Origin of the sequence: Burkholderia sp. Bp9012 (assembly GCF_003853825.1) — a bacterium.
In the GTDB taxonomy this organism is placed as follows: Bacteria; Pseudomonadota; Gammaproteobacteria; order Burkholderiales; family Burkholderiaceae; genus Burkholderia; species Burkholderia diffusa.
Map to the genome: position 1 here is coordinate 25,802 of NZ_QTQA01000005.1, position 22,146 is coordinate 47,947.

17 protein-coding genes are annotated in these 22,146 nt (G+C 68.4%); 14 read left to right on the plus strand and 3 right to left on the minus strand.

Features of this window, described 5'->3' with window-relative positions:
• Positions 1-97: 97 nt before the first annotated feature.
• The 9 genes from DIE11_RS08125 (at position 98) to DIE11_RS08165 (ending at position 10,591) form a co-directional block, all read left to right on the plus strand.
• Positions 98-1,648 (plus strand): sensor domain-containing diguanylate cyclase, encoded by a 1,551-nt coding sequence (locus DIE11_RS08125; protein ID WP_124622711.1) that lies wholly within the window; start codon positions 98-100, stop codon positions 1,646-1,648.
• 291 nt (positions 1,649-1,939) lie between these two features.
• Positions 1,940-2,215, plus strand: coding sequence for a hypothetical protein (locus DIE11_RS08130; RefSeq protein ID WP_059600470.1), 276 nt, complete (start codon positions 1,940-1,942; stop codon positions 2,213-2,215).
• A 242-nt stretch (positions 2,216-2,457) separates the two neighbouring features.
• A complete protein-coding gene (locus DIE11_RS08135) occupies positions 2,458-3,492 on the plus strand; it encodes a succinylglutamate desuccinylase/aspartoacylase family protein (protein ID WP_124622713.1) in 1,035 nt (344 codons plus the stop codon).
• A 273-nt stretch (positions 3,493-3,765) separates the two neighbouring features.
• Positions 3,766-4,326: a GNAT family N-acetyltransferase gene (locus tag DIE11_RS08140; RefSeq protein ID WP_124622715.1), complete on the plus strand. Its 561-nt coding sequence runs from the start codon at positions 3,766-3,768 to the stop codon at positions 4,324-4,326.
• 64 nt (positions 4,327-4,390) lie between these two features.
• On the plus strand, positions 4,391-5,332 hold the full coding sequence (locus DIE11_RS08145; protein WP_124622716.1) for an ABC transporter substrate-binding protein: 942 nt from the start codon (positions 4,391-4,393) through the stop codon (positions 5,330-5,332).
• 38 nt (positions 5,333-5,370) lie between these two features.
• Complete coding sequence (locus DIE11_RS08150) at positions 5,371-6,420, plus strand: LLM class flavin-dependent oxidoreductase (protein WP_059679477.1); 1,050 nt, start codon at positions 5,371-5,373, stop codon at positions 6,418-6,420.
• A gap of 7 nt (positions 6,421-6,427) precedes the next feature.
• Complete coding sequence (locus tag DIE11_RS08155) at positions 6,428-7,786, plus strand: LLM class flavin-dependent oxidoreductase (RefSeq protein ID WP_124622718.1); 1,359 nt, start codon at positions 6,428-6,430, stop codon at positions 7,784-7,786.
• 59 nt (positions 7,787-7,845) lie between these two features.
• Entirely contained in the window at positions 7,846-9,627 is a 1,782-nt protein-coding gene (locus DIE11_RS37365) for an amino acid ABC transporter permease/ATP-binding protein (RefSeq protein WP_124622720.1), read from the plus strand.
• A 34-nt stretch (positions 9,628-9,661) separates the two neighbouring features.
• Positions 9,662-10,591, plus strand: coding sequence for an ABC transporter substrate-binding protein (locus DIE11_RS08165; RefSeq protein ID WP_124622722.1), 930 nt, complete (start codon positions 9,662-9,664; stop codon positions 10,589-10,591).
• Between the two features lie 86 nt (positions 10,592-10,677).
• Here the strand turns inward: DIE11_RS08165 and DIE11_RS08170 are convergent, their stop codons facing one another.
• A complete protein-coding gene (locus DIE11_RS08170) occupies positions 10,678-11,772 on the minus strand; it encodes an LLM class flavin-dependent oxidoreductase (protein ID WP_124622723.1) in 1,095 nt (364 codons plus the stop codon).
• 52 nt (positions 11,773-11,824) lie between these two features.
• Positions 11,825-12,790 carry an ABC transporter substrate-binding protein gene (locus DIE11_RS08175; RefSeq protein WP_124622725.1) on the minus strand — a complete coding sequence of 322 codons (966 nt, stop codon included), beginning with the start codon at positions 12,788-12,790 and terminating at the stop codon, positions 11,825-11,827.
• Between the two features lie 299 nt (positions 12,791-13,089).
• On the opposite strand from DIE11_RS08175, the gene DIE11_RS08180 reads away from it, so the two are divergent.
• The 3 genes from DIE11_RS08180 (at position 13,090) to DIE11_RS08195 (ending at position 16,356) form a co-directional block, all read left to right on the plus strand.
• A complete protein-coding gene (locus DIE11_RS08180; protein WP_124622727.1) occupies positions 13,090-14,007 on the plus strand; it encodes a serine aminopeptidase domain-containing protein in 918 nt (305 codons plus the stop codon).
• Complete coding sequence (locus tag DIE11_RS08185) at positions 14,004-14,435, plus strand: MarR family winged helix-turn-helix transcriptional regulator (RefSeq protein WP_124622729.1); 432 nt, start codon at positions 14,004-14,006, stop codon at positions 14,433-14,435. The genes DIE11_RS08180 and DIE11_RS08185 overlap by 4 nt, the downstream gene beginning before the upstream one ends.
• A gap of 460 nt (positions 14,436-14,895) precedes the next feature.
• Positions 14,896-16,356: a sialidase family protein gene (locus tag DIE11_RS08195; RefSeq protein ID WP_124622733.1), complete on the plus strand. Its 1,461-nt coding sequence runs from the start codon at positions 14,896-14,898 to the stop codon at positions 16,354-16,356.
• A 64-nt stretch (positions 16,357-16,420) separates the two neighbouring features.
• On the opposite strand, the gene adhP is transcribed toward DIE11_RS08195, so the two are convergent.
• Positions 16,421-17,449 carry an alcohol dehydrogenase AdhP gene (adhP, locus tag DIE11_RS08200; RefSeq protein ID WP_059600475.1) on the minus strand — a complete coding sequence of 343 codons (1,029 nt, stop codon included), beginning with the start codon at positions 17,447-17,449 and terminating at the stop codon, positions 16,421-16,423.
• Between the two features lie 422 nt (positions 17,450-17,871).
• Here adhP and DIE11_RS08205 point away from each other — a divergent pair, with 422 nt between their 5' ends.
• Together DIE11_RS08205 and DIE11_RS08210 are read left to right on the plus strand one after the other, a co-directional pair.
• Positions 17,872-19,950: a TonB-dependent receptor gene (locus DIE11_RS08205; RefSeq protein ID WP_260437098.1), complete on the plus strand. Its 2,079-nt coding sequence runs from the start codon at positions 17,872-17,874 to the stop codon at positions 19,948-19,950.
• Positions 19,951-20,362: 412 nt separating this feature from the next.
• Positions 20,363-22,000: a methyl-accepting chemotaxis protein gene (locus DIE11_RS08210; protein WP_124622737.1), complete on the plus strand. Its 1,638-nt coding sequence runs from the start codon at positions 20,363-20,365 to the stop codon at positions 21,998-22,000.
• Positions 22,001-22,146: the final 146 nt, after the last annotated feature.

The window sequence follows — 22,146 nt, forward strand, 5'->3', positions numbered from 1 at the left end:
ATGGTAATGTCGTGCGCATCCGGCTCGCCGGTCGCCCCGCCACGTGCCGTGCGGGGCGCTCGGCAATGCGCCGCATCGTGTCGAGGTCAAAATAGCCATGGCAGTCAAGGCAAGCCTCCTGAACGCCGTTCTCGCCACTCCCCCCTGCGGCAATCACCGCGTGACGGCCGGGCTACGCCCGTCGATGCTCGTCACGCTGTTCGAAGACGTACGCCCGATGGCGCTGTCCGGCCTCGCCAGCGCGTTCGTCGCGGCGATCGCGCTGATCCGGCTGCAACAACTCTGGTGTTTGGTGTGGCTCATCGTCGACGTCGGCCTGCTCGCCGCGCGACTCGCGATCGCACGCGCGTATGCAGTGCACCGTGCCGCCGGCGACGATCGCGCCGAATACTGGGCGCTGCGCTATGCGCCCGTGTCGCTTGCCGCGTGCTTCGTGCTCGGCCTCGGCGTGATGGGCTGCGTGGCGGCGCCCGACGCCGAGCTCGGCACGCTGTCGGTGATGGTCGCGGGCGGCGTGTTCGGCGGGATCGCGTCGCGCAATTCGGCGCTGCCGCGGCTCGCGATGACCCAGGTCACGCTCGGCGTCCTGCCGATCGGCCTCGGCGCGTTGCTGGTCGACCGGCCCGGCGCATGGCTGCTGCTGCCGCCGCTCGCGATCTATCTCGCGGCCATGCGCACGGTCGTCCAGCGTCATTACCGCGTGCTGGTCGCGCTGATCGCCGCGCGCCAGCGCAACGCCGAGCTCGTCGCGCGCTTCGACGCCGCCCTCACCTACATGCCGCACGGCCTGTGCATGATCGACGGCGAGAGCCGCGTGATCGTCGCGAACCGTCGCACCGCGCAATTGTTCGGCTCGCCACGCGAGATCATGCTCGATACGCCGCTACCCGACGTCGTCGCGGCGCTCGGCGCGAACGCGGTGACCGATTCCGACGGTGCAGGTCTCGCCGTGCAATGCGACGTCTGGCTGAACCATGACGAACCGGTGCCGCTCGACATCACGCTCGCCGACGGCCGACAGCTGGAACTGACACGCCATCGCGTGCCGGACGGCAACGCGGTGGTCATCGTCGAGGACGTCACCACGCGCCGCCGCAGCGAGCAGCACATCCGGCACCTCGCGCGACACGACGCGCTGACGGGATTGCCGAACCGCCACGAACTGCATGCGCAACTCAAGCGGATGCTCGCGCATCGGCCGCGCCTGCCGGGCGCCACGCTCGCCGTCATGTATCTCGACCTCGACGGCTTCAAGGCAATCAACGACCGGTTCGGCCACCAGGCCGGCGATGAAGTGCTCACGCAGGTCGCCGAGCGGCTCGGCAAAACTCTGCCGCCCGGCGAGCTCGCGGCGCGGATCGGCGGCGACGAGTTCGTCGTCGCGCTCGACGCCACCACCATGCAGGCCTGCTCGCTCCTCGCCGCGCGGATCATCCGGCAGATCTCGGCGCCGTACGCGCTGTCGATCGGCGAGACCGTCAGCTTCGGGATCAGCATCGGCATCGCGCTCGACGACGGGCACGGCTCCGCCGACGAACTGATCCGGCAGGCCGACAGCGCGCTGTACGAAGCGAAGTCGGCCGGCAAGGGAATCTACCGCTTCTATTCGGCAGGAAGCAGGCGCGTGGCGCCCGCGACCACGAGCTAAGCGCGCGCGTTCGTTGACGCCGACGGCCTCCGCGCTTTACTGCGTGCCCCTCCCGCGCGTCCCTTTTCGCTTCCCCGCGATTGATTCCCGAAACGCGTCGCGTGGCTCGGCGCATACGCGCACGTGTTCCGCCGCGCTCGCCCGTGTCACGTGACGTGTTCCGTAACATCGGCCCGCACCGCGCGTCACGTTCGCCGCAGAAGCCCGCACGATCGGTGCGGCAAGCGGATTTTCGCGGCTGGCACCCTTATTGCTCCTTGACTGGGAAACAGGATGTCAGGGAGCCCACACATGAATACCGTCGAAGTCCTCAGCCGTGCGGAAGCGAGCGATCAACTTGACGTGATCGACGGCGCCTCGCTGATCCGGCGGCTCGTTTCCGATCACCGCGCGCCCGCCGCGCGTGAAGCCGCGTGTGTCGACAATCCGCCGCTGACGCTGTACGGCGCATTTCGCCAGGGCGTCACCGATCACGCGGCGCGACGCGCAAATCCCTATCGCGCCGGCAGCCGTTTCTGGGCGCTGTGGGAAGAAGGCCGTATCGAAGCTGAAACATCCGGTCGCTGAAGCGATCGCGCGCGCCGGCCCCGTTGCGACAAGGGGCCCGACGCGAAACACGGCGTGCGCGGGCGGCCGCGCGCCGGCATGCGTATCACCGCTGCAACATCGCGTGCGGCTGCTCGGATGGCGCATGTCGCAGGTTCGCGCGCGGGCCGCTTGACAGCGTCCGGCATCGCCCACGTCGCGCACGCCGCGCGGCGGCCGTTTCCCGATAAGATGGCAGATTCCGTTCATCGAACGATGCCGCCATGACCGCTTCCTCCTCCCACCGAAATCCCATCCACTGCGAAATCGATCTCGATGCACAAGGCAAGCATGCGGGCTACCTGCGCCTGCCGCATTCCGTGCATCGCTCCGCATACGGCTGGCTGCCGATCCCGATCGCGTCGATCCGCAATGGCGACGGCCCGGTCGCGCTCGTGATGGCCGGCAACCACGGCGACGAATACGAAGGCCAGATCATCGTGTCGCAGCTGATGCGCGAGATCGATCCGGAGATGGTGAGCGGGCAACTGATCCTGCTGCCGATGGCGAATTTCCCCGCGGCCGATGCAGGCTTGCGCGTGTCGCCGCTCGACGAAGGCAACCTGAATCGCAGCTTCCCCGGCGACCCGACCGGCACGCCGACGCAGATGATCGCGCATTACATCGAGCATGCGCTGCTGTCGCGCGCGCAGTATCTGGTCGACCTGCATTCGGGCGGCAGCTCGCTGCTGTACCAGGGCGGCAACATGCTCGCGATCGACCCGCTCGACGACGACGAGGCGGCGAAGCTCAACGGGCTGCTGGTCGCGTTCGGGCTGCCGAACGCGCTGCTGCACGCGCCGAACCCGGTGCACTCGGCATCGGCCGCGCGCCGGCAGGGCGCGATCTCGATCGTGACCGAGCTCGGCGGCGCGGGGATGGCCGATCCGTCGCTGATCCGGCTCGGCCGCCACGGGCTGCTGCACTACCTCGGCCATATCGGCCTGCTGCACGGCGCGCTCGTGCCCGACGCGCCGCCGACCGTCACGCGCTTCCTGCGCGTCGACGGCGATCGCCACTTCGTCTACGCGTACGAGCGCGGGCTGTACGAACCGCTCGTCGAACTCGGCGACCAGGTGAAGGCCGGCCAGCCGGCCGCGTGGGTGCACTTCCCCGACACGCCGCTGCGCGAACCGGTGCTGCACCGCTTCAAGGGCGACGGCGAAGTGGTGTGCAAGCGCGTGCCCGCGCAGGTGCGGCGCGGCGATTGCCTGTTTCAGCTGGCGGAGGCGTCGACGCCGCCGCGCGTCATCGGGTGATACGCCTGATCGACACCGGTTTCTCCGCCCACCCCACTCCCCCTGCAAGCCTTCTGACGCACCCCGCGAAATCCTTATCGAAATTGCTTCGTTCGTCTTTGCCGGTCGCGCCGCTAACGTGTTCGAAACGGCGGCGGCACGCCGGATGCAGCGCAGGAAGCACCGTGGCCGCCGTCATCACGACAACCGCGTCGCGATAACGGAACAGACCGGGCGGGCCCCGTGGCCCGCCCCCGCCAGGAACGTCCGCATCGCGCGCCCTTCGCGATGCCCATGGCCACGAACGACCGCCTCATCGACACGACGCCGCTCGACGTCCGCGCCCAGCCGCTGATCGACGCGCTGATCGACGAATACGCGACGCGCTACGACGCGTACCGCCCCGACAGCCGTGCGTCCGCACGCGACGAACTCGCGCGCTACCCGGCCGAGCTGTTCGCGCCGCCCGAAGGCGCGTTTGTGCTGCTGCTGCGCGACGGCGAAACGATCGGCGGCGGCGCGTTCAAGCGCTACGACGCGCAGACCGCCGAACTCAAACGCATCTGGACCCGCGCGGACCTGCGCCGACAGGGGCTCGCGCGCCTGATCGTCGACGCACTCGAACTGCGCGCCGCGCAGCAGGGCTATCGACGCGTGTACCTGACCACCGGCTTTCGCCAGCCCGAAGCGTGGGCGCTGTACGACCGCACCGGCTATACGCGGCTGTTCGATTCGTCGATCGACCCGGAAGCGTATTTCCACCTGCGCTTCGGCAAGGATCTCGCCGATCCGTCGCGCACGTCGACGCTCGCCGACCTGCGGGCGCCGCTGCCCGAGGCCGTGCTGCCGCGCTGAACGCCCCGCGCCATCCGATTCCGCTCTCCCGTTCCCCAAGACACGACGACAACAGGACACATCCATGCAACGAGCCGTACCCTTCACGCCGCGCGCAATCCGCACGCTGGCCGCCGCGCTGATCGGCGTGACCGCGATCGCCGCGGCCGCCGCGACCTTCGACCTGAGCCCCGAGCAACGCGGCCGCCCGCGCGGTGCGGCCGATGCGGCCGTCGAGCGCGCGGTGCCCGCGTCGTTCAGGTTCGCCGAGGCCGGCACGCTGACGATCGGCGTCGCGCCGAGCCTGCCGCCGATCAGTTCGTATGCGACCGACGCGCGCACGGTGATCGGCTTTGACGCGGACGTCGGCCAGCTCGTGTCCGACAGCCTCGGCCGCAAGCTGAAGATCGTCCCGCTTGCGTGGGCCGACTGGCCGCTCGCGCTCGAATCGGGGAAAGTCGACGCGGTGATCTCGAACGTCACCGTCACCGAGGAGCGCAAGCAGAAGTTCGATTTCTCGACCTACCGCAAGGACCAGGTCGGCTTCTACGTGCGCATCGACAGCAAGATCCAGTCGATCCGCGAGCCGAAGGACGTCGCGGGGCTGCGCATCGTCACCGATGCCGGCACCAACCAGGAAAAGATCCTGCTCGCGTGGGATCGCGAGAACGTCGCGCACGGCCTGAAGCCCGTGCAGGTCCAGTACTACGACGACCAGGCGATGCGGATCGTCGCCGTGCAGTCGGGCCGCGCCGATGCCGTGTTCAGCGTGAACTCGGTGCTCGCCTACCAGAGCGCGCAGCAGGGCAAGACGCGCCTCGTTGGCGCAATCAGCGGCGGCTGGCCGCGCACGGCCGACATCGCGATCGCGACGCGCCGCGGCAGCGGGCTCGCCGATCCGCTGACGATCGCGCTGAACGGGCTGATCAGGAACGGCCGCTATCAGCAGATTCTCGATCGCTGGAACCTCGCCTCCGAAGCGATCGACCAGTCGCGCACGAATCCGCCGGGCTTGCCGAAGATCTGAGCGCCGCCCGTCCACGCCCTCGCCGGAACGCCGACACCATGTCTTATTCGCTTTCATTGCTGGACAAAAGCCCGATCGCCGACGGCGCGACCGCCGCCGACGCGCTGCGCTTCACGACCACCCTCGCGCGACGCGCCGAACAGCTCGGCTACGAGCGCTTCTGGATTGCCGAGCATCACGGCGCGCCGGGCTTCGCGAGCTCCGCGCCCGAGATCGTCGTCGCGCACCTGCTCGCGCACACGTCGCGCATTCGCGTCGGTTCCGGCGGCGTGATGCTGCAACACTACAGCCCGTTCAAGGTCGCCGAGTCGTTCAAGCTGCTTGCCGCGCTCGGGCCAGGCCGCGTCGATCTCGGCATCGGCAAGGCGCCCGGCGGGCTACCGCTGACCACGCGTGCGCTTCAGTGGTTTCACGACAAGGCGAAGAAGCCCGACTTCGCGGGCCAGCTCGCGGAACTCGACGCGTTCCTCGGCTGGGGCGTCGCCGAAGACCATCCGCTCGCCGGCGCCGTCGCGATGCCGGTGCCGCCGCACGCGCCCGAACGCATCCTGCTCGGCGGCTCGCCCGATAGCGGCGCGCTCGCCGCCCGCCACGGCTGGCGCTTCTGCTACGCGGGGCACTTCAACGGCGACGACGCGAACCTCGAACGTTCGCTGGCCGCGTACCGCGACGCGGGCGGCACACGCCCGATCGTCGCGCTGTACGCCGTCGCCGCGCCGACCCGCGACGAAGCCGAGCAACTGATCGGCCCGCTGAAGATCTTCAAGCTGCAATTCGCCGGCGGCCAGAGCTTCAACCTGGCGAGCGCGCACGCCGCCGCCGAATTCGCGCGGCAGAGCGGCGCGTCCGACTACCGGATCGACGAGTTGCGTCCGACCGTGCTGGCCGATACGCCGGAGCGCGTGCACCGCGCGCTCGACGCGCTGAGCCGGCGGCTCGACGTCGATGCATTCGTGATCGACTCGCCGGTGACCGACTACGCGGCGCGGCTCGCGTCTGCCGAATGGCTCGGCGGCGCGCAGTCGATCACGCCCGTGCAGGCGGCCCTCGCCGCCGAACGTTTCCCTTCCCCCGACCAGAACGCGTGACGCGCCCATGACGACCCGACGATCGATTCCCTTCGGCCTGATGCTGCAAGGCGCAGGCAGCCACATGAACGCATGGCGGCATCCGAGCAACCCGCCGGACGCGAGCATCAACCTCGACTTCGCGATCGGCATCGCGCGCAAGGCGGAAGCCGCCGGCATCGCATTCGCGTTCGTCGCGGACGGCCTCTACATCAACGAGAAGTCGATCCCGCACTTCCTGAACCGCTTCGAGCCGCTCACCGTGCTGTCGGCGCTCGCGGTCGCGACGAAGAAGATCGGCCTCGCGGGCACGATCTCGACGTCGTACAGCGAGCCGTTCACGGTCGCGCGTCAGCTCGCGTCGCTCGACGCGATCAGCGGCGGGCGCGCGGGCTGGAACGTCGTGACGACGCCGCTCGAAGGCACCGCGAAGAATTTCGGCAAGGCGCATCCCGATCACGAACTGCGCTACGAAATCGCCGACGAATACCTCGACGTCGTGCAGGGGCTGTGGGACAGCTGGGACGACGACGCGTTCGTGCGCGATCGCGCGACCGGGCGCTTCTTCGATCGCGACAAGCTGCATACGCTCGACCACCACGGCCGCTTCTTCCAGGTTGCCGGTCCGCTGAACATCCAGCGCTCGCCGCAGGGGCAGCCGGTGATCTTCCAGGCCGGCTCGTCCGACACCGGCATCGGGCTCGCGGGCAAGTATGCGGACGCCGTGTTCACGCATTCGCCGTCGCTCGACGAAACGGCCGCGTTCACGCGGCGCGTGAAGCAAAGCGCGGTCGAGCACGGGCGGCAGCCGGGCGACGTGAAGATCTTCCCCGGCGTCGGGCCGATCGTCGGCCGCACGGCGGCCGAGGCGGAAGACAAATACCAGGCGATTCGCGACCTCCTGACGATCGACGAGGCGCTCGCGTATCTCGGCCGCTATTTCGATCACCACGATTTCACGCAGTACGCGCTCGACGCGCCGTTCCCCGAACTCGGCGACATCGGTCGCAACAGCTTCCGCTCGACCACCGACCGGATCAAGGCCGACGCGAAGCGCAAGCACCTCACGCTGCGCGAGACGGCACTCGCCGTCGCGACGCCGCGACCGAACTTCATCGGCACGGCCGAGCACGTCGCCGACGAGCTGATCCGCTGGCACGACGCCGGTGCCGGCGACGGCTTCATCCTCGGCTTCCCGGTGCAGGCCCAGGGCGTCGACGACTTCGTCGAACTCGTGATTCCGGTGCTCGAGGCGCGCGGCCGCTACCGCCGCGACCTGCCGGGCAGCACGCTGCGCGACCACCTCGGCCTGCCGCGCAAGGCGAGCCGCCATGCGGCGCCCGGCGCGGTGCAACAACACGGCGACGCGGCCGAAGCGCACGCCTGACGCCGGCGCTGCGCCTCGCCCGCCGCACCCGGCCAACTCGATCGAGGACCCTCACCGACATGAGCGACACGACACATCTCGGCGGCGCGCTGCCGCTTGCTTCCTCCCACGCCCGAGACGCCGGCACGCGCCCGCGGATCGTGCCGGCCCGGCACCGGTCGCGCACGGTCGGCGCCGTGCTCGCGCTCGTGCTGATCGCGCTCGCGCTGCATTCGATTCTCGGCAACCCGCAATGGGGCTGGCCCGTGTTCGCCGAATGGTTCCTGTCGCCGCCGGTGCTGTCCGGGCTCGCGCGCACGCTGGTGCTGACGCTCCTCGGCGCGGTGTTCGGCTTCGCGCTCGGCGCGCTGGTCGCGCTGGCCCGGCTGTCGCGCTCGCGCCTGCTCGCCGCGAGCGCGTGGACGTTCGTGTGGCTGTTCCGGTCGATTCCGCTGATCGTGCTGCTGCTGATCCTCAACAACCTCGGCTACCTGTACGAACACGTGCGGCTCGGCGTGCCGTTCACCAACATCGTGTGGTTCGACACGCCGACCACCGACCTGATCAGCCCGTTCCTCGCGGCCGTGCTCGGTCTCACGCTGAACCACGCGGCGTTTTCCGCGGAAGTGATTCGCGGCGGCATTCTCGCGGTCGACCAGGGGCAGCTCGAAGCGGCCGCCGCGCTCGGCTTGCCGCGCGGCCGCCAGACCACGCGGATCGTGTTGCCGCAGGCGATGCGCGCGATCCTGCCGACCGCGTTCAACGACCTGATCACGCTCGCGAAAGGCACGTCGATGGTCTACGTGCTCGCGATGCCCGAACTGTTCTACACGGTGCAGGTCATCTATCGCCGCAATCTCGAGGTGATTCCGCTGCTGATGGTCGCGACCGTCTGGTACCTGATCATCCTGACCGTGCTGTCCGCGATCCAGGTCCAGGTCGAGCGTCACTATGCGCGCGGCGCGCTGCGCAATCCGCCGCCGTCGGCGCTGACGTTCCTGCTGGCGCGCATCGGTGCGCTGCGGCGGCGTGCGGCGACACGCAGCGCAACGGCCGATGCGACGCTTCAGGGCACGACCGCTGACGCGCCCGTGCCGCGCACCGGCGGCGAAGTCGCCGTGCACAACGTGTCGAAGCAGTTCGGCACGCAGCGCGTGCTCGACAACGTGTCGTTCGTCGCGCCGCGCGGCAGCGTGACGGTGATCGTCGGGCCGTCCGGCTCCGGCAAGTCGACGCTGCTGCGCACGATCAACCATCTCGAACGCATCGACGACGGCTTCATCGACATCGACGGCGAGCTGATCGGCTATCGGCGCGACGGCGACGCGCTGCACGAGCTGAAGGAGCGCGACGTGCTGAAGCGGCGCACGGCGGTCGGGATGGTGTTCCAGAACTTCAACCTGTTTCCGCACCTGACGGTGCTCGAGAACCTCATCGAGGCGCCGGTCGCCGTCGGCGGCGTCACGCGCGAGGCGGCCGAGCGCACCGCGCGCACGCTGCTCGCGCGCGTCGGCCTCGCGGACAAGGCCGATGCGTACCCGCGCCAGCTGTCGGGCGGCCAGCAGCAGCGCGTCGCGATCGCGCGGGCGCTCGCGTTGCGCCCGAAGGTGCTGCTGTTCGACGAGCCGACGTCGGCGCTCGATCCCGAACTGGTCAACGAAGTGCTCGACGTGATCAAGGAGCTGGCGCGTTCGGGCACCACGCTCGTGATCGTCACACACGAGATCGGCTTCGCGCGCGAAGTCGCGGACCACGTGCTGTTCATGGAGCGCGGCCGCATCGTCGAGTCGGGCCCGCCCGCCGTCGTGCTCGACGCGCCGGCCCATCCGCGCACGCGCGCGTTCCTGTCGCGGGTGCTCTGATGCGCGCCGCTCACGACCTCCGAGGCAACCGACGATGATCGACCGACGCCAGTTCATGACCGCCACGCTGGCGGCCGCCGCCGGCCTCCCGTGGCACGCGGCCGACGCCGCCGCGACGGCCGACCTCGATCCGCGCCAGGCCGGCCGGATCCGCGCGTCGCGCGACGATGCGGCGATTCGTGCGGCAAGCAGCTACCGCTGGGTACGCGACGGAGCCTTCACGGTCGCGATTTCTCCGCACGCGCCACCGGTGTCGACCTATGCGACCGACGCACGCACCGTGGTCGGGGCCGATCCCGACTATGCGCAGCTCGTCGCCGACGCGCTCGGCCGCACGCTGGTGCTGGTGCCGATCGCGTGGGCAGACTGGCCCCTCGGGCTCACGTCGGGCAAGTACGATGCCGTGATCTCGAACGTCGGCGTGACCGAGAAGCGCAAGGAGAAATACGATTTCACGACCTATCGGCTCGGGCTGCACGGCTTCTACGTGCGCACCGCGAGTCCGATCGCGAAGATTGCCGAGCCGAAGGATGTCGCGGGCCTGCGCATCATCACGGGTGCGGGCACGAGCCAGGAGCGCATCCTGCTCGAATGGAGCCGGCGCAATGTCGCGCAGGGGCTGAAGGCGACCGAACTGCTCTATTTCGACGACGATGCGGCCGCCCGCGTCGCGCTGCTGTCGGGCCGCGCCGATGCCGAGCTGAACCCGAATGCGTCGCTGGCTTACGAGGCCGCGCGCGACGGCAGGATTCGCCGGGTCGGCGTCGTCAACGCGGGCTGGCCGGCGAATGCGGATGTCGCGATCGCGACGCGTCGCGGCAGCGGGCTCGCGCCGGCGCTGACGCTCGCGACGAACGCGCTCATCGGCAACGGCCGCTACGGGCAGGCGCTGGCGCGCTGGGGGTTGCAGAGCGAGGCGGTCGCGCGCGCGGAGACGAATCCGCCTGGGTTGCCGTCGTTCTGACTCGATGCGCCGACCCGTGAAATGAAATCGCCCCGGCATTCCGCGATCGACATGCCGGGGCGAAACGACAAGACAACCTTCGCCGCCTACGCCGTCACCGCCTCGTGATACCGGTCGAGTTCCGCGACATGCGCGTGAATCGCCGGAATCAGATCGCGCCCATAGGCCAGCGCATCGTCGAGCGGATCGAAACCGCGAATCAGGAACGTCGACACGCCGAGCCGGTAATACGCGCCGAGCGCCCGCGCAACCTGTTCCGGCGTGCCGACGAGCGCGGTCGAATTCCAGCGCGCGCCGGTCAGGTTCGCGACGCCCATCCACAACCGCTCGTCGAGCACGTCGCCCTGCGCGGCCGCGGCCATCAACCGTTGCGAGCCCGCATTCTGCGGTGCGTGACCGTCGATCGGCTGGCCGTTCGCGAGCCGCGCCGCGCGCACGCGCGCACGGATCCGCTCGGCTTTTTCCCACGCGGCGGCTTCGGTGCTCGCGACGATCGGCCGGAACGACACGCTGATGCGCGGCGCGCGTCCGAACGGCGCCGCGGCGGCCCGCACGCGCGCGATCTGCTCGCGCACCGCGGCGAGCGGCTCGCCCCACGTCATGTAGACGTCCGCGTGTTGCCCGGCCACCGCCAGCGCGGCCGGCGACGAACCGCCGAAATAGATCGGCACGTGCGGGCGCTGCGCGCCCTTCACGACCGGCGACGCACCGCGCAGCCGATAGAACGCGCCGTCGTGATCGACCGGCGCGTCGGCGAGCCAGATGCGTTTCAGCACGTCGAGATATTCGCCGGTGCGACGATAGCGTGCGTCGTGCGGCACGAAATCGCCGTCGCGCTGCAGATCGGCATCGTCGCCGCCCGACACGACGTTCAGCGCGAGCCGGCCGCCGCTGAACACGTCGAGCGTGGCGATCTGCCGCGCGGCCGCCGACGGCACGATCACGCCCGGCCGGTGCGCGAGCAGGATGCGGATGCGTTCGGTCGCGGCGGCCGCGAACGACGCGACGATGAAACCATCCGCCGCGTTGCTGAAATGGCCGACCAGGATCTGGTCGAAGCCGGCGGCTTCGTGCGCCTGCGCGAAGCGCCGCACGTAGTCGGGCTGAACGGCGGCGCCGCCCGGTACGTCGACCTCCGCGCCGGGCGTCGCGGTGATCATGCCGATGATGTCGACGGGCATGTCGGGTTGTCCTTCTGATGGTGGATCGGAACGGGCGGGCGTGGCGGCACGGTCACTGCGCGGCGGCCGTCTTTTGCGCGGGCGCCGCGAATGCGCCCGCATACGACCGGTCGAGCAGCTTCGCCGTGTCGTAGGCGGCCGGAATCACGCCGGCCTTGTGCAGGAAGTCGGCCGTGTTCTGCGCGTCCTTCGCGGCCGTGTCGTCGACGGGGCCCACGCGCTGGTGCGCGTTGTCGAGCCAGCGGTACGCGACGTCCGGCTCGAGCTTCGCGCGCTTCGCCCACAGGTCGGCATACTCGCGCGGATGACTGTCGACCCACTGGCGTGCGGCCACCACGCGCTTCAGGAAATCGGTGATCTCCGCGCGCCTGGCCGTAGCCGCCTGCTCGTTCGCCGCGACGAAGCTCAGCGCGGGCATCAGGCCCTGCGCGGTCGTCACCGGCCGCGCGCCTTGCCGCAGCGCGAGCGTGCTGACGAACGGCTCCCACAGCGACACGGCGTCGACCGAGCCGTTCGCGAGCGCGTTGGTCGCATCGATCGGCATCAGGTAAGCGTACTTGACGGAATCCGCGCGCAGGCCAGCGTGTTCGAGCGCGCGCAGCACGAGCTGCTGGCTCCATGCGCCGCGCCAAACGGCCACGGTCTTGCCCTGCAGGTCGGCGACGGTGCGCACCGGCGAGTTCTTCGGCACGAGGATCGCGACGCCGTCGAGGCTCTGCCGCGACACCGCGATCACTTTCACCGGCGCGCCGCGCGCGGCCAGCGTGAGCAGCGCGGAATCGCCGAGGAAGCCGATGTCGATCGCATTGCCGTTCAGGCTTTCGGCAACGGGCGCGGCGGCCTGGAAGTGCTTCCACTCGATCGTGTAAGGCAGGTCCTTCAGCACGCCGGACGCCTCCATCGACGCCTGGATGTTGAAGTAGTTCTGTTCACCGACGCGCAGCGTGACGGTGTCTTTGGCGATGCCCGGCTGCGCGGCGAGCGCGAGCAGCAGCGCCGTGACGATTCGGCTCAACAACGTGATCTCCCCGGTGGTTGGCGGACGGCCGCGCGACGGCGTCGCCCTTGGGTCCGCTTGCCGCGACGGCCGGCGCACGGATGGAACCGATGAAGATAAGGCGATCCGCTTCATGAGACAAACGCAATATTCTTCTATGCAAAGATGCAAATGTTTTATGGATGAGTCGCCACGAAGCGACGCCGGCCGCCACGCGTCGCGCAACGCCGTTCGAATGATTCCTCGATAGATATTTCGTGCGCGAAATAAATCACGAACTATATTTCGCATACGAAATAACTTCCCGAATGAGGATCGCCATGACGTCAGACCCCGTGGAGTTTTGCGCCGCCGACGGCTATACGCTGCGCGGCACGCGGTGGTTGCCGGACACGCCGCCGCGCGCGCTGGTGTTGATCCATCCGGCCACCGCCGTGCCGGAGCGGCTGTACGCGGGCTTCGCGCGCTTCCTGACCGAACGCGGCTTCGCGGCGCTGACCTACAACTATCGCGGCATCGGTGCGTCGCGGCCCGCGCGGCTGAGCGCGCTGCAGGCTCGCATGCGCGACTGGGTCGAACTCGACGTGGGCGCCGCGATCGCGTGGGCGCGCGACGCGTACGCAGGGTTGCCGCTGCTGGCGGTCGGGCATAGCGTCGGCGGTCACGCGATCGGGCTGTCGGCCGGCACCGCGCACCTGCGCGCGGCCGTGCTCGTCGCCGCGCACGCGGGCAGCACGCGGCTGATTTCCCGCGCGGCCGAGCGGCTGAAGGTGCGGCTGATCCTGCGCGTGCTCGGCCCGCTCGCGTCCGCGCTGCTCGGCTACGTGCCCGGCAAGCGGCTCGGGCTCGGCGAGGACCTCCCCGCCGGCGTGTTCCGCGAGTGGAGCCGCTGGACCACGTTGCCGCGCTACTTCTTCGACGATCCGACGCTCGGGGCAGCCGAGCGCTTCTCGAAGCAGCAGTTGCCGATTCTCGCGCTCGGCTTCGACGACGATCCGTGGGCGAACCCGCCCGCGATCGACCTGCTGGTAAGCTACCTGACCCGGGCGGCCGTCGAACGCCGCCAGATCGATCCGAACGCCGCGGGCAGCGGACCGGTCGGACACATGGGTTTCTTCCGCAGCCGGCCAGGCACCGTGCTGTGGCCAGCGGTCGCAGACTGGCTCGCGCAGGCACTCGACGCGCCGCGCGCGGCGGGTCGCCCGTCCCTTTCCATTGCAGCCGGGAACCGAGCTTGAGCGAAGACCGACGATTGTTTTTCCTGTTGACCATCGGCCAGCGGCGCGTGCAGCGCTGGGTCGATCGCAAGGCCGAGACCGATGCGCGCGCCAGCGCCGCGCAGGCCGGCGTGCTGTTCTGCCTCGCGAGGCAGGACGGCGCGCTGATCGGCGAAGTCGGCGCGGCGCTGCAATTGGCGCCGTCCGCGATGACGGGGCTCGCCGACCGGATGGCGAAGGCCGGCCTGCTCGCGCGTCACGCCGATTCGGACGACGGGCGTGCAACGCGCCTGTTCCTGACCGACGAAGGACAAGCGGCGCTCAAGCGTGCGCGCGTGGCGCTGCGCGAGCTGAACGGCAAGCTGTGTGACGGGTTTTCCGACGCCGAACTCGACGTCGTCGCGCGCTGGCTGCACGCATTGCAGGACCGCTTTCCGACCGAACGCTGAACGGCGCCAGCGTTGCGCTGCATCGGCACGATGCCGCGTAATCGATAGCAATTCCGATTCGCGCTTTCGATTCGGTTTCCGAACTTTCCGGCGGCAAATTTTGCGTTCCGGATGCACCGCTTCGGCAACGCTTTCCGGCTACGTCCTGTTACAAAAAATTGCCTCCCGCGCCGCATACCGATCGCCTACATTGCTATCCACTTCGACGCATTCGTCATATGCACGGACTGGCCTTCCCGTCGCGTCCGCAGCCCGGGACGCACTCGACAAGCAATGAAAACGAAGAGGTGTCTTGACCGACGTGCTGGCGGCATCCAGCACACGCGGATTGCGATGACTGAAGCGGCATCCTGAACGACACGATCCGACGCGTGGCACGGCATCCATTGCCGCCGCGTACCGGTGCGCGACGTGCCGCTGCGCCCTGACATCGCCGCCGCACGTGAACGAGGAGCAGTCCATGCGACACACGATGGTATCCCACTCGCTTGTCACCCGCCTCACCCGCCTGTCCGCCACGATGGGCATGGCGATGGCCGCCGCCGCGGCCGCGCATGCCGACCCCGTGGTCGTGTCCGGCCCGAGCCCGTTCGCCGCCTGCACCATCGGCGGCCCCGGCACGAACTACGTGAACGCCGAGGTCGAACCATGGCTCTCGGTCAATCCGGCGAACCCGACCAACATGATCGGCGTGTGGCAGCAGGATCGCTGGTCGAACGGCGGCGCCCACGGGCTCGTCGCCGGCTACACGTTCGACGGCGGTGCGACCTGGGCGCGCACGCCGCAACCGTTCAGCGCCTGCGCGCCGGGCGGCCTCAAGTACGAGCGCGCGTCAGATCCGTGGGTGTCGTTCGGGCCCGACGGCACCGCGTATTCGGTATCGATCTCGTTCAACCAGTCGAACAACGGCAATGCGGTCGCGGCCTCGGTGTCGACCGACGGCGGACAGACGTGGAGCAGCCCGGCCGTACTGATCGCGAACGACGAACCGACGACACAGTTCTTCAACGACAAGGAATCGGTCACGGCGAACCCGGTGAAGGCCGGCACGGCCTACGCGGTGTGGGACCGCCTCGAACTGCCGAACGGCAACCCGTACGCGAACCTGCACACGCAGGCATATCGCGGGCCGACATTCTTCTCGAAGACGGTCGACGGCGGCAAGACGTGGAGCAGAGCGAAGGTCATCGTCAACGTGCCGTCGCGTCAGCAGACGATCGGCAACCAGATCGTCGTCGACCCGAAGACCGGTACGCTCTACGACTTCTTCGACCTGATCCAGCCGCCGTTCAGCAAGGCGGCCGGCAAGGTCGCGTTCATCAAGTCGACCGACGACGGCGCGACCTGGACGAAGCCGCAGGTGATCGCCGGGCTGCAGACGGTCGGCGTGACCGATCCGAACACCGGCGAACCGGTACGCACCGGCGACATCATTCCGGAGCCCGCGATCGATCCGGCATCGGGGCAACTGTACGTCGTCTGGCAGGACAGCCGCTTCAACGGCGGCAACTACGACGAGATCGCGCTGTCGACGTCGAAGGACGGCGGCGCGAGCTGGAGCGCGCCGCTGCAAGTGAACACGCCGACCGGGCGTGCCGCGTTCAATCCGTCGGTGCGCGTCGACAATGCCGGCTCGGTGATGGTCACCTACTACGACTTCCGCGACCTGCAGGCCGGCAACACGACGACGCTGCCGACCGGGTTCTGGCGCAAGATCTCGCACGACGGCGGCACCACGTTCGCCGACGAGCGGCGCGTCGGCGGCCCGTTCGACATGAAGCTCGCGCCGAACGCGGAGGGCTTCTTCATCGGCGATTACCAGGGGCTCGACGTGCTGCCGTCGTCGTCGTTCCATCCGTTCTTCGTCCAGACCAACGCGGGCAACCTGACGAACCGCACCGACGTGTTCTTCGCGCCGTGATGCACGCGTGAGCGCAGCGCTGCCGCGACGCGCCTCGCGTCGCGGCAGCGTGCCCGAATGCGCGTCAATGCATGTCGGTCAGCACGATGCGGCCGTCGACCTTCCCTTCGCGCAGCCGCGCGAATATGTCGTTGATGTTGCCGAGTCGGTCACGATGGATATGCGCGCGCACCAGCCCGTCCGCCGCGAAATCGAGAGACTCCTGCAGATCGCGACGCGTGCCGACGATCGAGCCGCGCACCGTGATGCCGTTCAGCACGGTCGAGAAGATCGGCAACGGGAAATCGCCGGGCGGCAAGCCGTTGAGCGCCACCGTGCCGCCACGCCGCACCATCCCGAGCGCCTGCGCGAACGCACTGCGCGACACGGCCGTGACCAGCACGCCATGCGCCCCGCCGATCTCCTTCTGGATGACCTTCGCCGGATCGTCGGTCGACGCATCGATCGTCAGTTGTGCGCCAAGCTGGCGAGCGAGTTCGAGCTTGGCCGGAGACACGTCGATCGCCGCGACGTGCAGGCCCATCGCGCGCGCGTATTGCACGGCCACGTGGCCGAGCCCGCCGATACCCGAAATCGCGATCCACTGGCCCGGACGCGTGTCGGTGACGCGAATCCCCTTGTAGACGGTTACGCCCGCGCACAGGATCGGCGCGATCTCGTCGAACGCGACCTGCGCGGGCAGATGGCCGACGTAGTCGGGATCGGCCAGCACGTATTCCGCGTAGCTGCCGTTCACCGAATAGCCGGTGTTCTGCTGCCCGTGGCAAAGGGTTTCCCAGCCGGTGTGGCAGTACTCGCAGTGGCCGCACGCCGTGTAGAGCCAGGGCACGCCGACGCGGTCGCCCTCGCGCACGTGCGTGACGCCCGCGCCGACCGCCGCGACGACGCCCACGCCTTCGTGTCCGGGAATGAACGGCAGCGTCGGCTTCACGGGCCAGTCGCCGTCGGCTGCGTGCAGGTCCGTATGGCAGACACCCGTCGCCTTGATGTTGACGAGGATCTGGCCAGGGCCCGGCGTCGGGATCGGCACTTCCTCGATGCGCAACGGTTCGCCGAACGCGTGCACCACCGCCGCTTTCATGGTTTGAGTCATGCGTCGCTCCTGTCTGGTCGATGACCGCGCCAGTATCCGGGCTCGAAACCGGAACGCATTGATGCGCATCAACGGGGCAGAAATCGTGCGCGCCGGCGGCGGATTCATCGCGAGACATGGTTGCTCGCGCTGCCAGTGCCGGTGCCGGTTTGAACACCCCGCCGCCGCGTTCTCGGCCATTTCGGCAGGTTGTCGTAGACCCTGTGGGCTACCGCCGTTCCGCTTGGAATTTGTGATGATATAACATATCATTCGCGAACTCGTCCATCTGAAGCCGTTCCGCCCGGGTGGCCGGGTTACGCCGAGTCATATCCAAACGGGTCACTGCGCGTAGCAGACGCAACAATATATCGTATCAAGTGGTGACCCACATGTCTCGTTTCCCGATCCGATTCCAACCCATTCCAATCGATTCACCGACCATGCGCGACCTCCCTCGTCTACCGCTTCGCCCGCTACCGCCCGTTTCGCTGATGCTGTTCGCCGCCGTCGCGCACGCACAGGCCGATACGCCCGCCTCGTCGACGCCGACGCACACCACGCCGCTCGCACCGATTTTCGTGACCGCGAACCCGCTCGGCGACACCGAGCTGATCTCGCCGACCGTGCAACTGTCCGGCGACGCGCTGACGCGCCGCCAGGCCGATTCGCTCGGCGAAACGCTCGACGGCCTGCCCGGCGTATCGACCACCACCTACGGGCCGATGGTCGGCCGCCCGATCATCCGCGGGATGGACGGCGACCGGATCCGCCTGCTGCAGAACGGCGTCGCCGCCTACGACGCGTCGTCGCTGTCGTACGACCACGCGGTGCCGCAGGATCCGCTGTCGATCGAACGCGTCGAGATCGTGCGCGGGCCGGCCGCGCTGCTGTACGGCGGCAACGCGGTCGGCGGGGTCGTCAACACGATCGACAACCGGATTCCGCGAGAGGCGATCGAAGGCGTGACGGGCGCGCTCGACGCGCGCTACGGTGGCGCCAATTCGGTGCGCGCGGGCGCCGCGCAGGTCGAAGGCGGCAACGGCCGCTTTGCGTTCCATGTCGACGCATTCGACCGGGAAACGAGCAAGCTGCGGATTCCCGGCTACGCGCGCAGCAGCCAGCAACGGGCGATCGACAGCCCCGACACGCCGCAACCGTACGGCAACGTGCCGAACAGCGACGGCCGCGTGCATGGCGGCGCGCTCGGCGCGTCGTACACGTGGGCCGATGGCTTCGCGGGCCTGTCGTACAGCGGCTACGAGTCGAACTACGGCTCCGTCGCCGAGGACGACGTGCGCTTGCGGATGCGCCAGGAGCGCCTCGCGCTCGCGTCCGAGGTGCGCAACCTGAGCGGACCGTTCACGACGCTGAAGTTCGACTTCGCGTACACCGACTATCGCCACAAGGAAGTCGACAACGGCGAGACGGCCACCACCTTCCGCAACCGCGGCTACGAGGCGCGCATCGAGGCGCGGCATCGCCGGATCGGCCCGTTCGAAGGCGCGATCGGTATTCAGTTCGGCCAGAACACGTTCTCGGCGCTCGGCGACGAAATGCTCGTGCCGTCCACGCGAACGAACAGCGTCGCGCTGTTCGGTCTCGAGGAATGGCAGGTCGTCCCCGCGCTGAAGCTGAGCCTCGGCGGGCGCTTCGAGCACGTGAAGATCGATCCCGATCCGGCCGGTATCGAGAAATTCGCGGTCGCGCAGCCGCGCGACTTCAATGCCGGCAGCGTATCGGCCGGCGCGCTGTTCTCGCTGACGCCCGTGTGGTCGGTCGCGGCGAACGTCGCGTACACCGAACGCGCGCCGACCTTCTACGAGTTGTACTCGAACGGCCCGCACGACGCGACCGGCCAGTTCCTGATCGGCAACCCGAACGCGTCGAAGGAAAAGGCCGTGTCGACCGACCTGTCGCTACGCTATGCGAGCGGCCCGAACCGCGGCAGCGTCGGCGTGTTCTACAACCGCTTTTCCAACTACCTGACCGAGTACAACACGGGCCGCATCGTGAACGACGACGGCGAACCGGTCGCGCCCGGCGCCGGCGATACGCTCGACGAAGCAATCTATCGCGGCGTGCGCGCCGAGTTCTACGGCGTCGAACTCGACGGCAAGTGGCGCGCGTTCTCGCGGCGCGGTCACACGGTCGACCTGGAACTGACCGCCGACTACACGCATGCACGCAACGTCGACACCGGCCAGCCGCTGCCGCGCATCGCGCCGCTGCGCGCGACGCTCGCGGCCGACTATGGCTACGGCCCGTTCGGTGCGCGCGCACAGGTCACGCACGCATGGTCGCAGCACCGCGTGCCCGACAACGACGTTCCGACCGACGGCTACACGTCGCTCGGCGTGATGCTCACGTACAAGTTCCGTGTCGGCGCGACGCACTGGCTCGCGTACCTGCGCGGCGACAACCTGACGAACCAGGAGATCCGCTATGCGACCTCGGTCGTGCGCGGCTTCGCACCGCAAGGCGGCCGCAGCATGATGGCCGGCCTGCGCACGACGTTCTGATCGCCGGACGGCCCGCAGCGCCGACCGCGGGCCGGGTCGAACGGGCGCACGTTCTTAGCCTCTTTTACAGGGCCAAATCGGGCGTTCCCGAGCGTCCGAACGTAAATGCGCGATTCACCCGTAAATCAAGGAACATACCAATCTGGCGATTTGAGAAACCGACCAGAACGTATTAACTTTCGGTAAAAAGTCGATTTTTATGTCCGCGTATGAACGCGACGATCATTGATGATTCCCGAGCCTTGATCCGGATCGAGAAAGCCCAGCCGGCGAGGGTTCCAAGCGAAATAAAATAAATATCAGGGTTTTCGATGGGTAAAGAAATATCCGGCATTCCCGTTAATGACGGCACGGGCCTGCACGCGGTCGAACAACAAATTCCCATCGCCAACCACTCGCACAGAGGCACATCGTGAAAATCGCCAGAATAACAATCAAGGCAAAACTGCTTGGCGGCTTCGGTTTGCTCGCCGTGGTCGTCGTGGTCGTGTCGGGCATGGCGCTGAAAGCGCTGTCCGATACGAACGACGAGTTTTCCCGGTACATGAACGGCGTCAATGCGCGCGCAAACCTGTCCGCGCAAATCCGCACGGCGGTCGACCGGCGCGCGATCGCCGCGCGCAACCTGGTGCTCGTGACCACGCCGTCCGACATTCAGCTCGAACTGGCAGAAGTGCAGCAGGCGCACAAGGACGTGCAGGACCGTCTCGCGAAGCTGAAGGACATGATGGCGAATGCGACCGACACGACCGACCGCGCGCGCGAACTGGTCGCCGAGATCGTGCGCGTCGAAGCGAGCTACGGGCCCGTCGCGCTGAATATCGTCGGGCTCGCGCAGGCCGGCAAGAAGGACGAGGCGACCGCCGATATCGACAATCGCTGCCGTCCGTTGCTTGCGCAACTTGTTCGCGCGACCGATGCGTACGCAACCTATACGCACGAGCGTGAAGTCGCGATCGCGCAGGCATTCTCGGATCGCTACGCGCTCGAGCGCAACTTGCTGCTGGCCATCTGCGCAATCGCGATCGCGGTGGCGGTTGGCGGCGGCCTGTGGCTGACGCGCAGGATCACCGCACCGATCGTCGCGGCAGTCGACGTCGCGCGCACGGTGGCCAATGGCGATCTCGGCAGCCGTATCAGCGTGAGCGGCAACGACGAGACGCGCGACCTGCTCGACGCGCTGCGCACGATGAATGCGCGGCTGATCGACATCGTCGGTCGCGTGCGCGATTCGTCGAACAGCATCGCGCATGCGGTAGGCGAGATCGCATCGGGCAATCTCGACCTGAGCCAGCGCACCGAGGAACAGGCCGCATCGCTGCAGGAGACCGCCGCGACGATGGAGCAATTCACGTCGACGGTGCGCCTGAACGCGGAGAACGCGCAGCAGGCGAGCACGCTCGCCGCGAACGCGTCGGACGTCGCGCTGCGCGGCAGCGCGGTGGTCGGCCGCGTGGTCGATACGATGACGGAGATCGGCAACAGCTCGTCGAAAATTGCGGACATCACCGGGATCATCGAAGGCATCGCATTCCAGACCAACATCCTCGCGCTGAACGCGGCAGTCGAGGCGGCACGCGCGGGCGAACAGGGCCGCGGCTTCGCGGTCGTCGCGAGCGAGGTGCGCAGCCTCGCGCAACGTTCGTCCACGGCCGCGAAGGAAATCAAGGAACTGATCTCGGCGTCGGTACAGACGATCCAGGACGGCTCGGCGCTCGCGGGCGAAGCCGGCAAGACGATGTCGGACGTGACGCGAGCCGTCGCGCGCGTCACCGACATCATGGGTGAAATCGCGGCCGCATCGGCCGAACAGAGCCGCGGCATCGACCAGGTGAACCTGACGATCACGCAGATGGACGAGACGACGCAGCAGAACGCGGCACTCGTCGAACAGGCTGCGGCCGCGTCGAAATCGCTCGAGGCGCAGGGCCGCGATCTGTCGGAGACGGTGTCCGCGTTCCGGATGCCGGCCGGCGAACATGCAGCGTCGGCACACGCGCGTGCGCAAGCAGACGACAGCGCGTCGCACTGGCAGGCTGCTGCCGCATAACGTGTCACGCGTGTCACGCGTAACGCGTCGCACGTAACACGGCCCGGCTGCGCATCGCCACCGCCTGCGTGCGACGGTCGTCGCGCTCGTGCGAACCTGAAACGCCAGGCGTCGCGCGGCACGCTCCATGTGTCCGCGGCACGCAT

Excerpts from the sequence above, each read along its gene's own strand:
- DIE11_RS08140 (WP_124622715.1), top strand. The coding sequence starts at position 3,766 with ATGGCCACGAACGACCGCCTCATCGACACGACGCCGCTCGACGTCCGC.
- DIE11_RS37365 (WP_124622720.1), top strand. The coding sequence starts at position 7,846 with ATGAGCGACACGACACATCTCGGCGGCGCGCTGCCGCTTGCTTCCTCC.
- DIE11_RS08130 (WP_059600470.1), top strand. The coding sequence starts at position 1,940 with ATGAATACCGTCGAAGTCCTCAGCCGTGCGGAAGCGAGCGATCAACTT.
- DIE11_RS08165 (WP_124622722.1), top strand. The coding sequence starts at position 9,662 with ATGATCGACCGACGCCAGTTCATGACCGCCACGCTGGCGGCCGCCGCC.
- DIE11_RS08170 (WP_124622723.1), bottom strand. The coding sequence starts at position 11,772 with ATGCCCGTCGACATCATCGGCATGATCACCGCGACGCCCGGCGCGGAG.
- DIE11_RS08145 (WP_124622716.1), top strand. The coding sequence starts at position 4,391 with ATGCAACGAGCCGTACCCTTCACGCCGCGCGCAATCCGCACGCTGGCC.
- DIE11_RS08180 (WP_124622727.1), top strand. The coding sequence starts at position 13,090 with ATGACGTCAGACCCCGTGGAGTTTTGCGCCGCCGACGGCTATACGCTG.
- DIE11_RS08155 (WP_124622718.1), top strand. The coding sequence starts at position 6,428 with ATGACGACCCGACGATCGATTCCCTTCGGCCTGATGCTGCAAGGCGCA.
- DIE11_RS08150 (WP_059679477.1), top strand. The coding sequence starts at position 5,371 with ATGTCTTATTCGCTTTCATTGCTGGACAAAAGCCCGATCGCCGACGGC.
- DIE11_RS08195 (WP_124622733.1), top strand. The coding sequence starts at position 14,896 with ATGCGACACACGATGGTATCCCACTCGCTTGTCACCCGCCTCACCCGC.
- DIE11_RS08125 (WP_124622711.1), top strand. The coding sequence starts at position 98 with ATGGCAGTCAAGGCAAGCCTCCTGAACGCCGTTCTCGCCACTCCCCCC.
- DIE11_RS08135 (WP_124622713.1), top strand. The coding sequence starts at position 2,458 with ATGACCGCTTCCTCCTCCCACCGAAATCCCATCCACTGCGAAATCGAT.
- DIE11_RS08205 (WP_260437098.1), top strand. The coding sequence starts at position 17,872 with ATGCGCGACCTCCCTCGTCTACCGCTTCGCCCGCTACCGCCCGTTTCG.
- adhP (WP_059600475.1), bottom strand. The coding sequence starts at position 17,449 with ATGACTCAAACCATGAAAGCGGCGGTGGTGCACGCGTTCGGCGAACCG.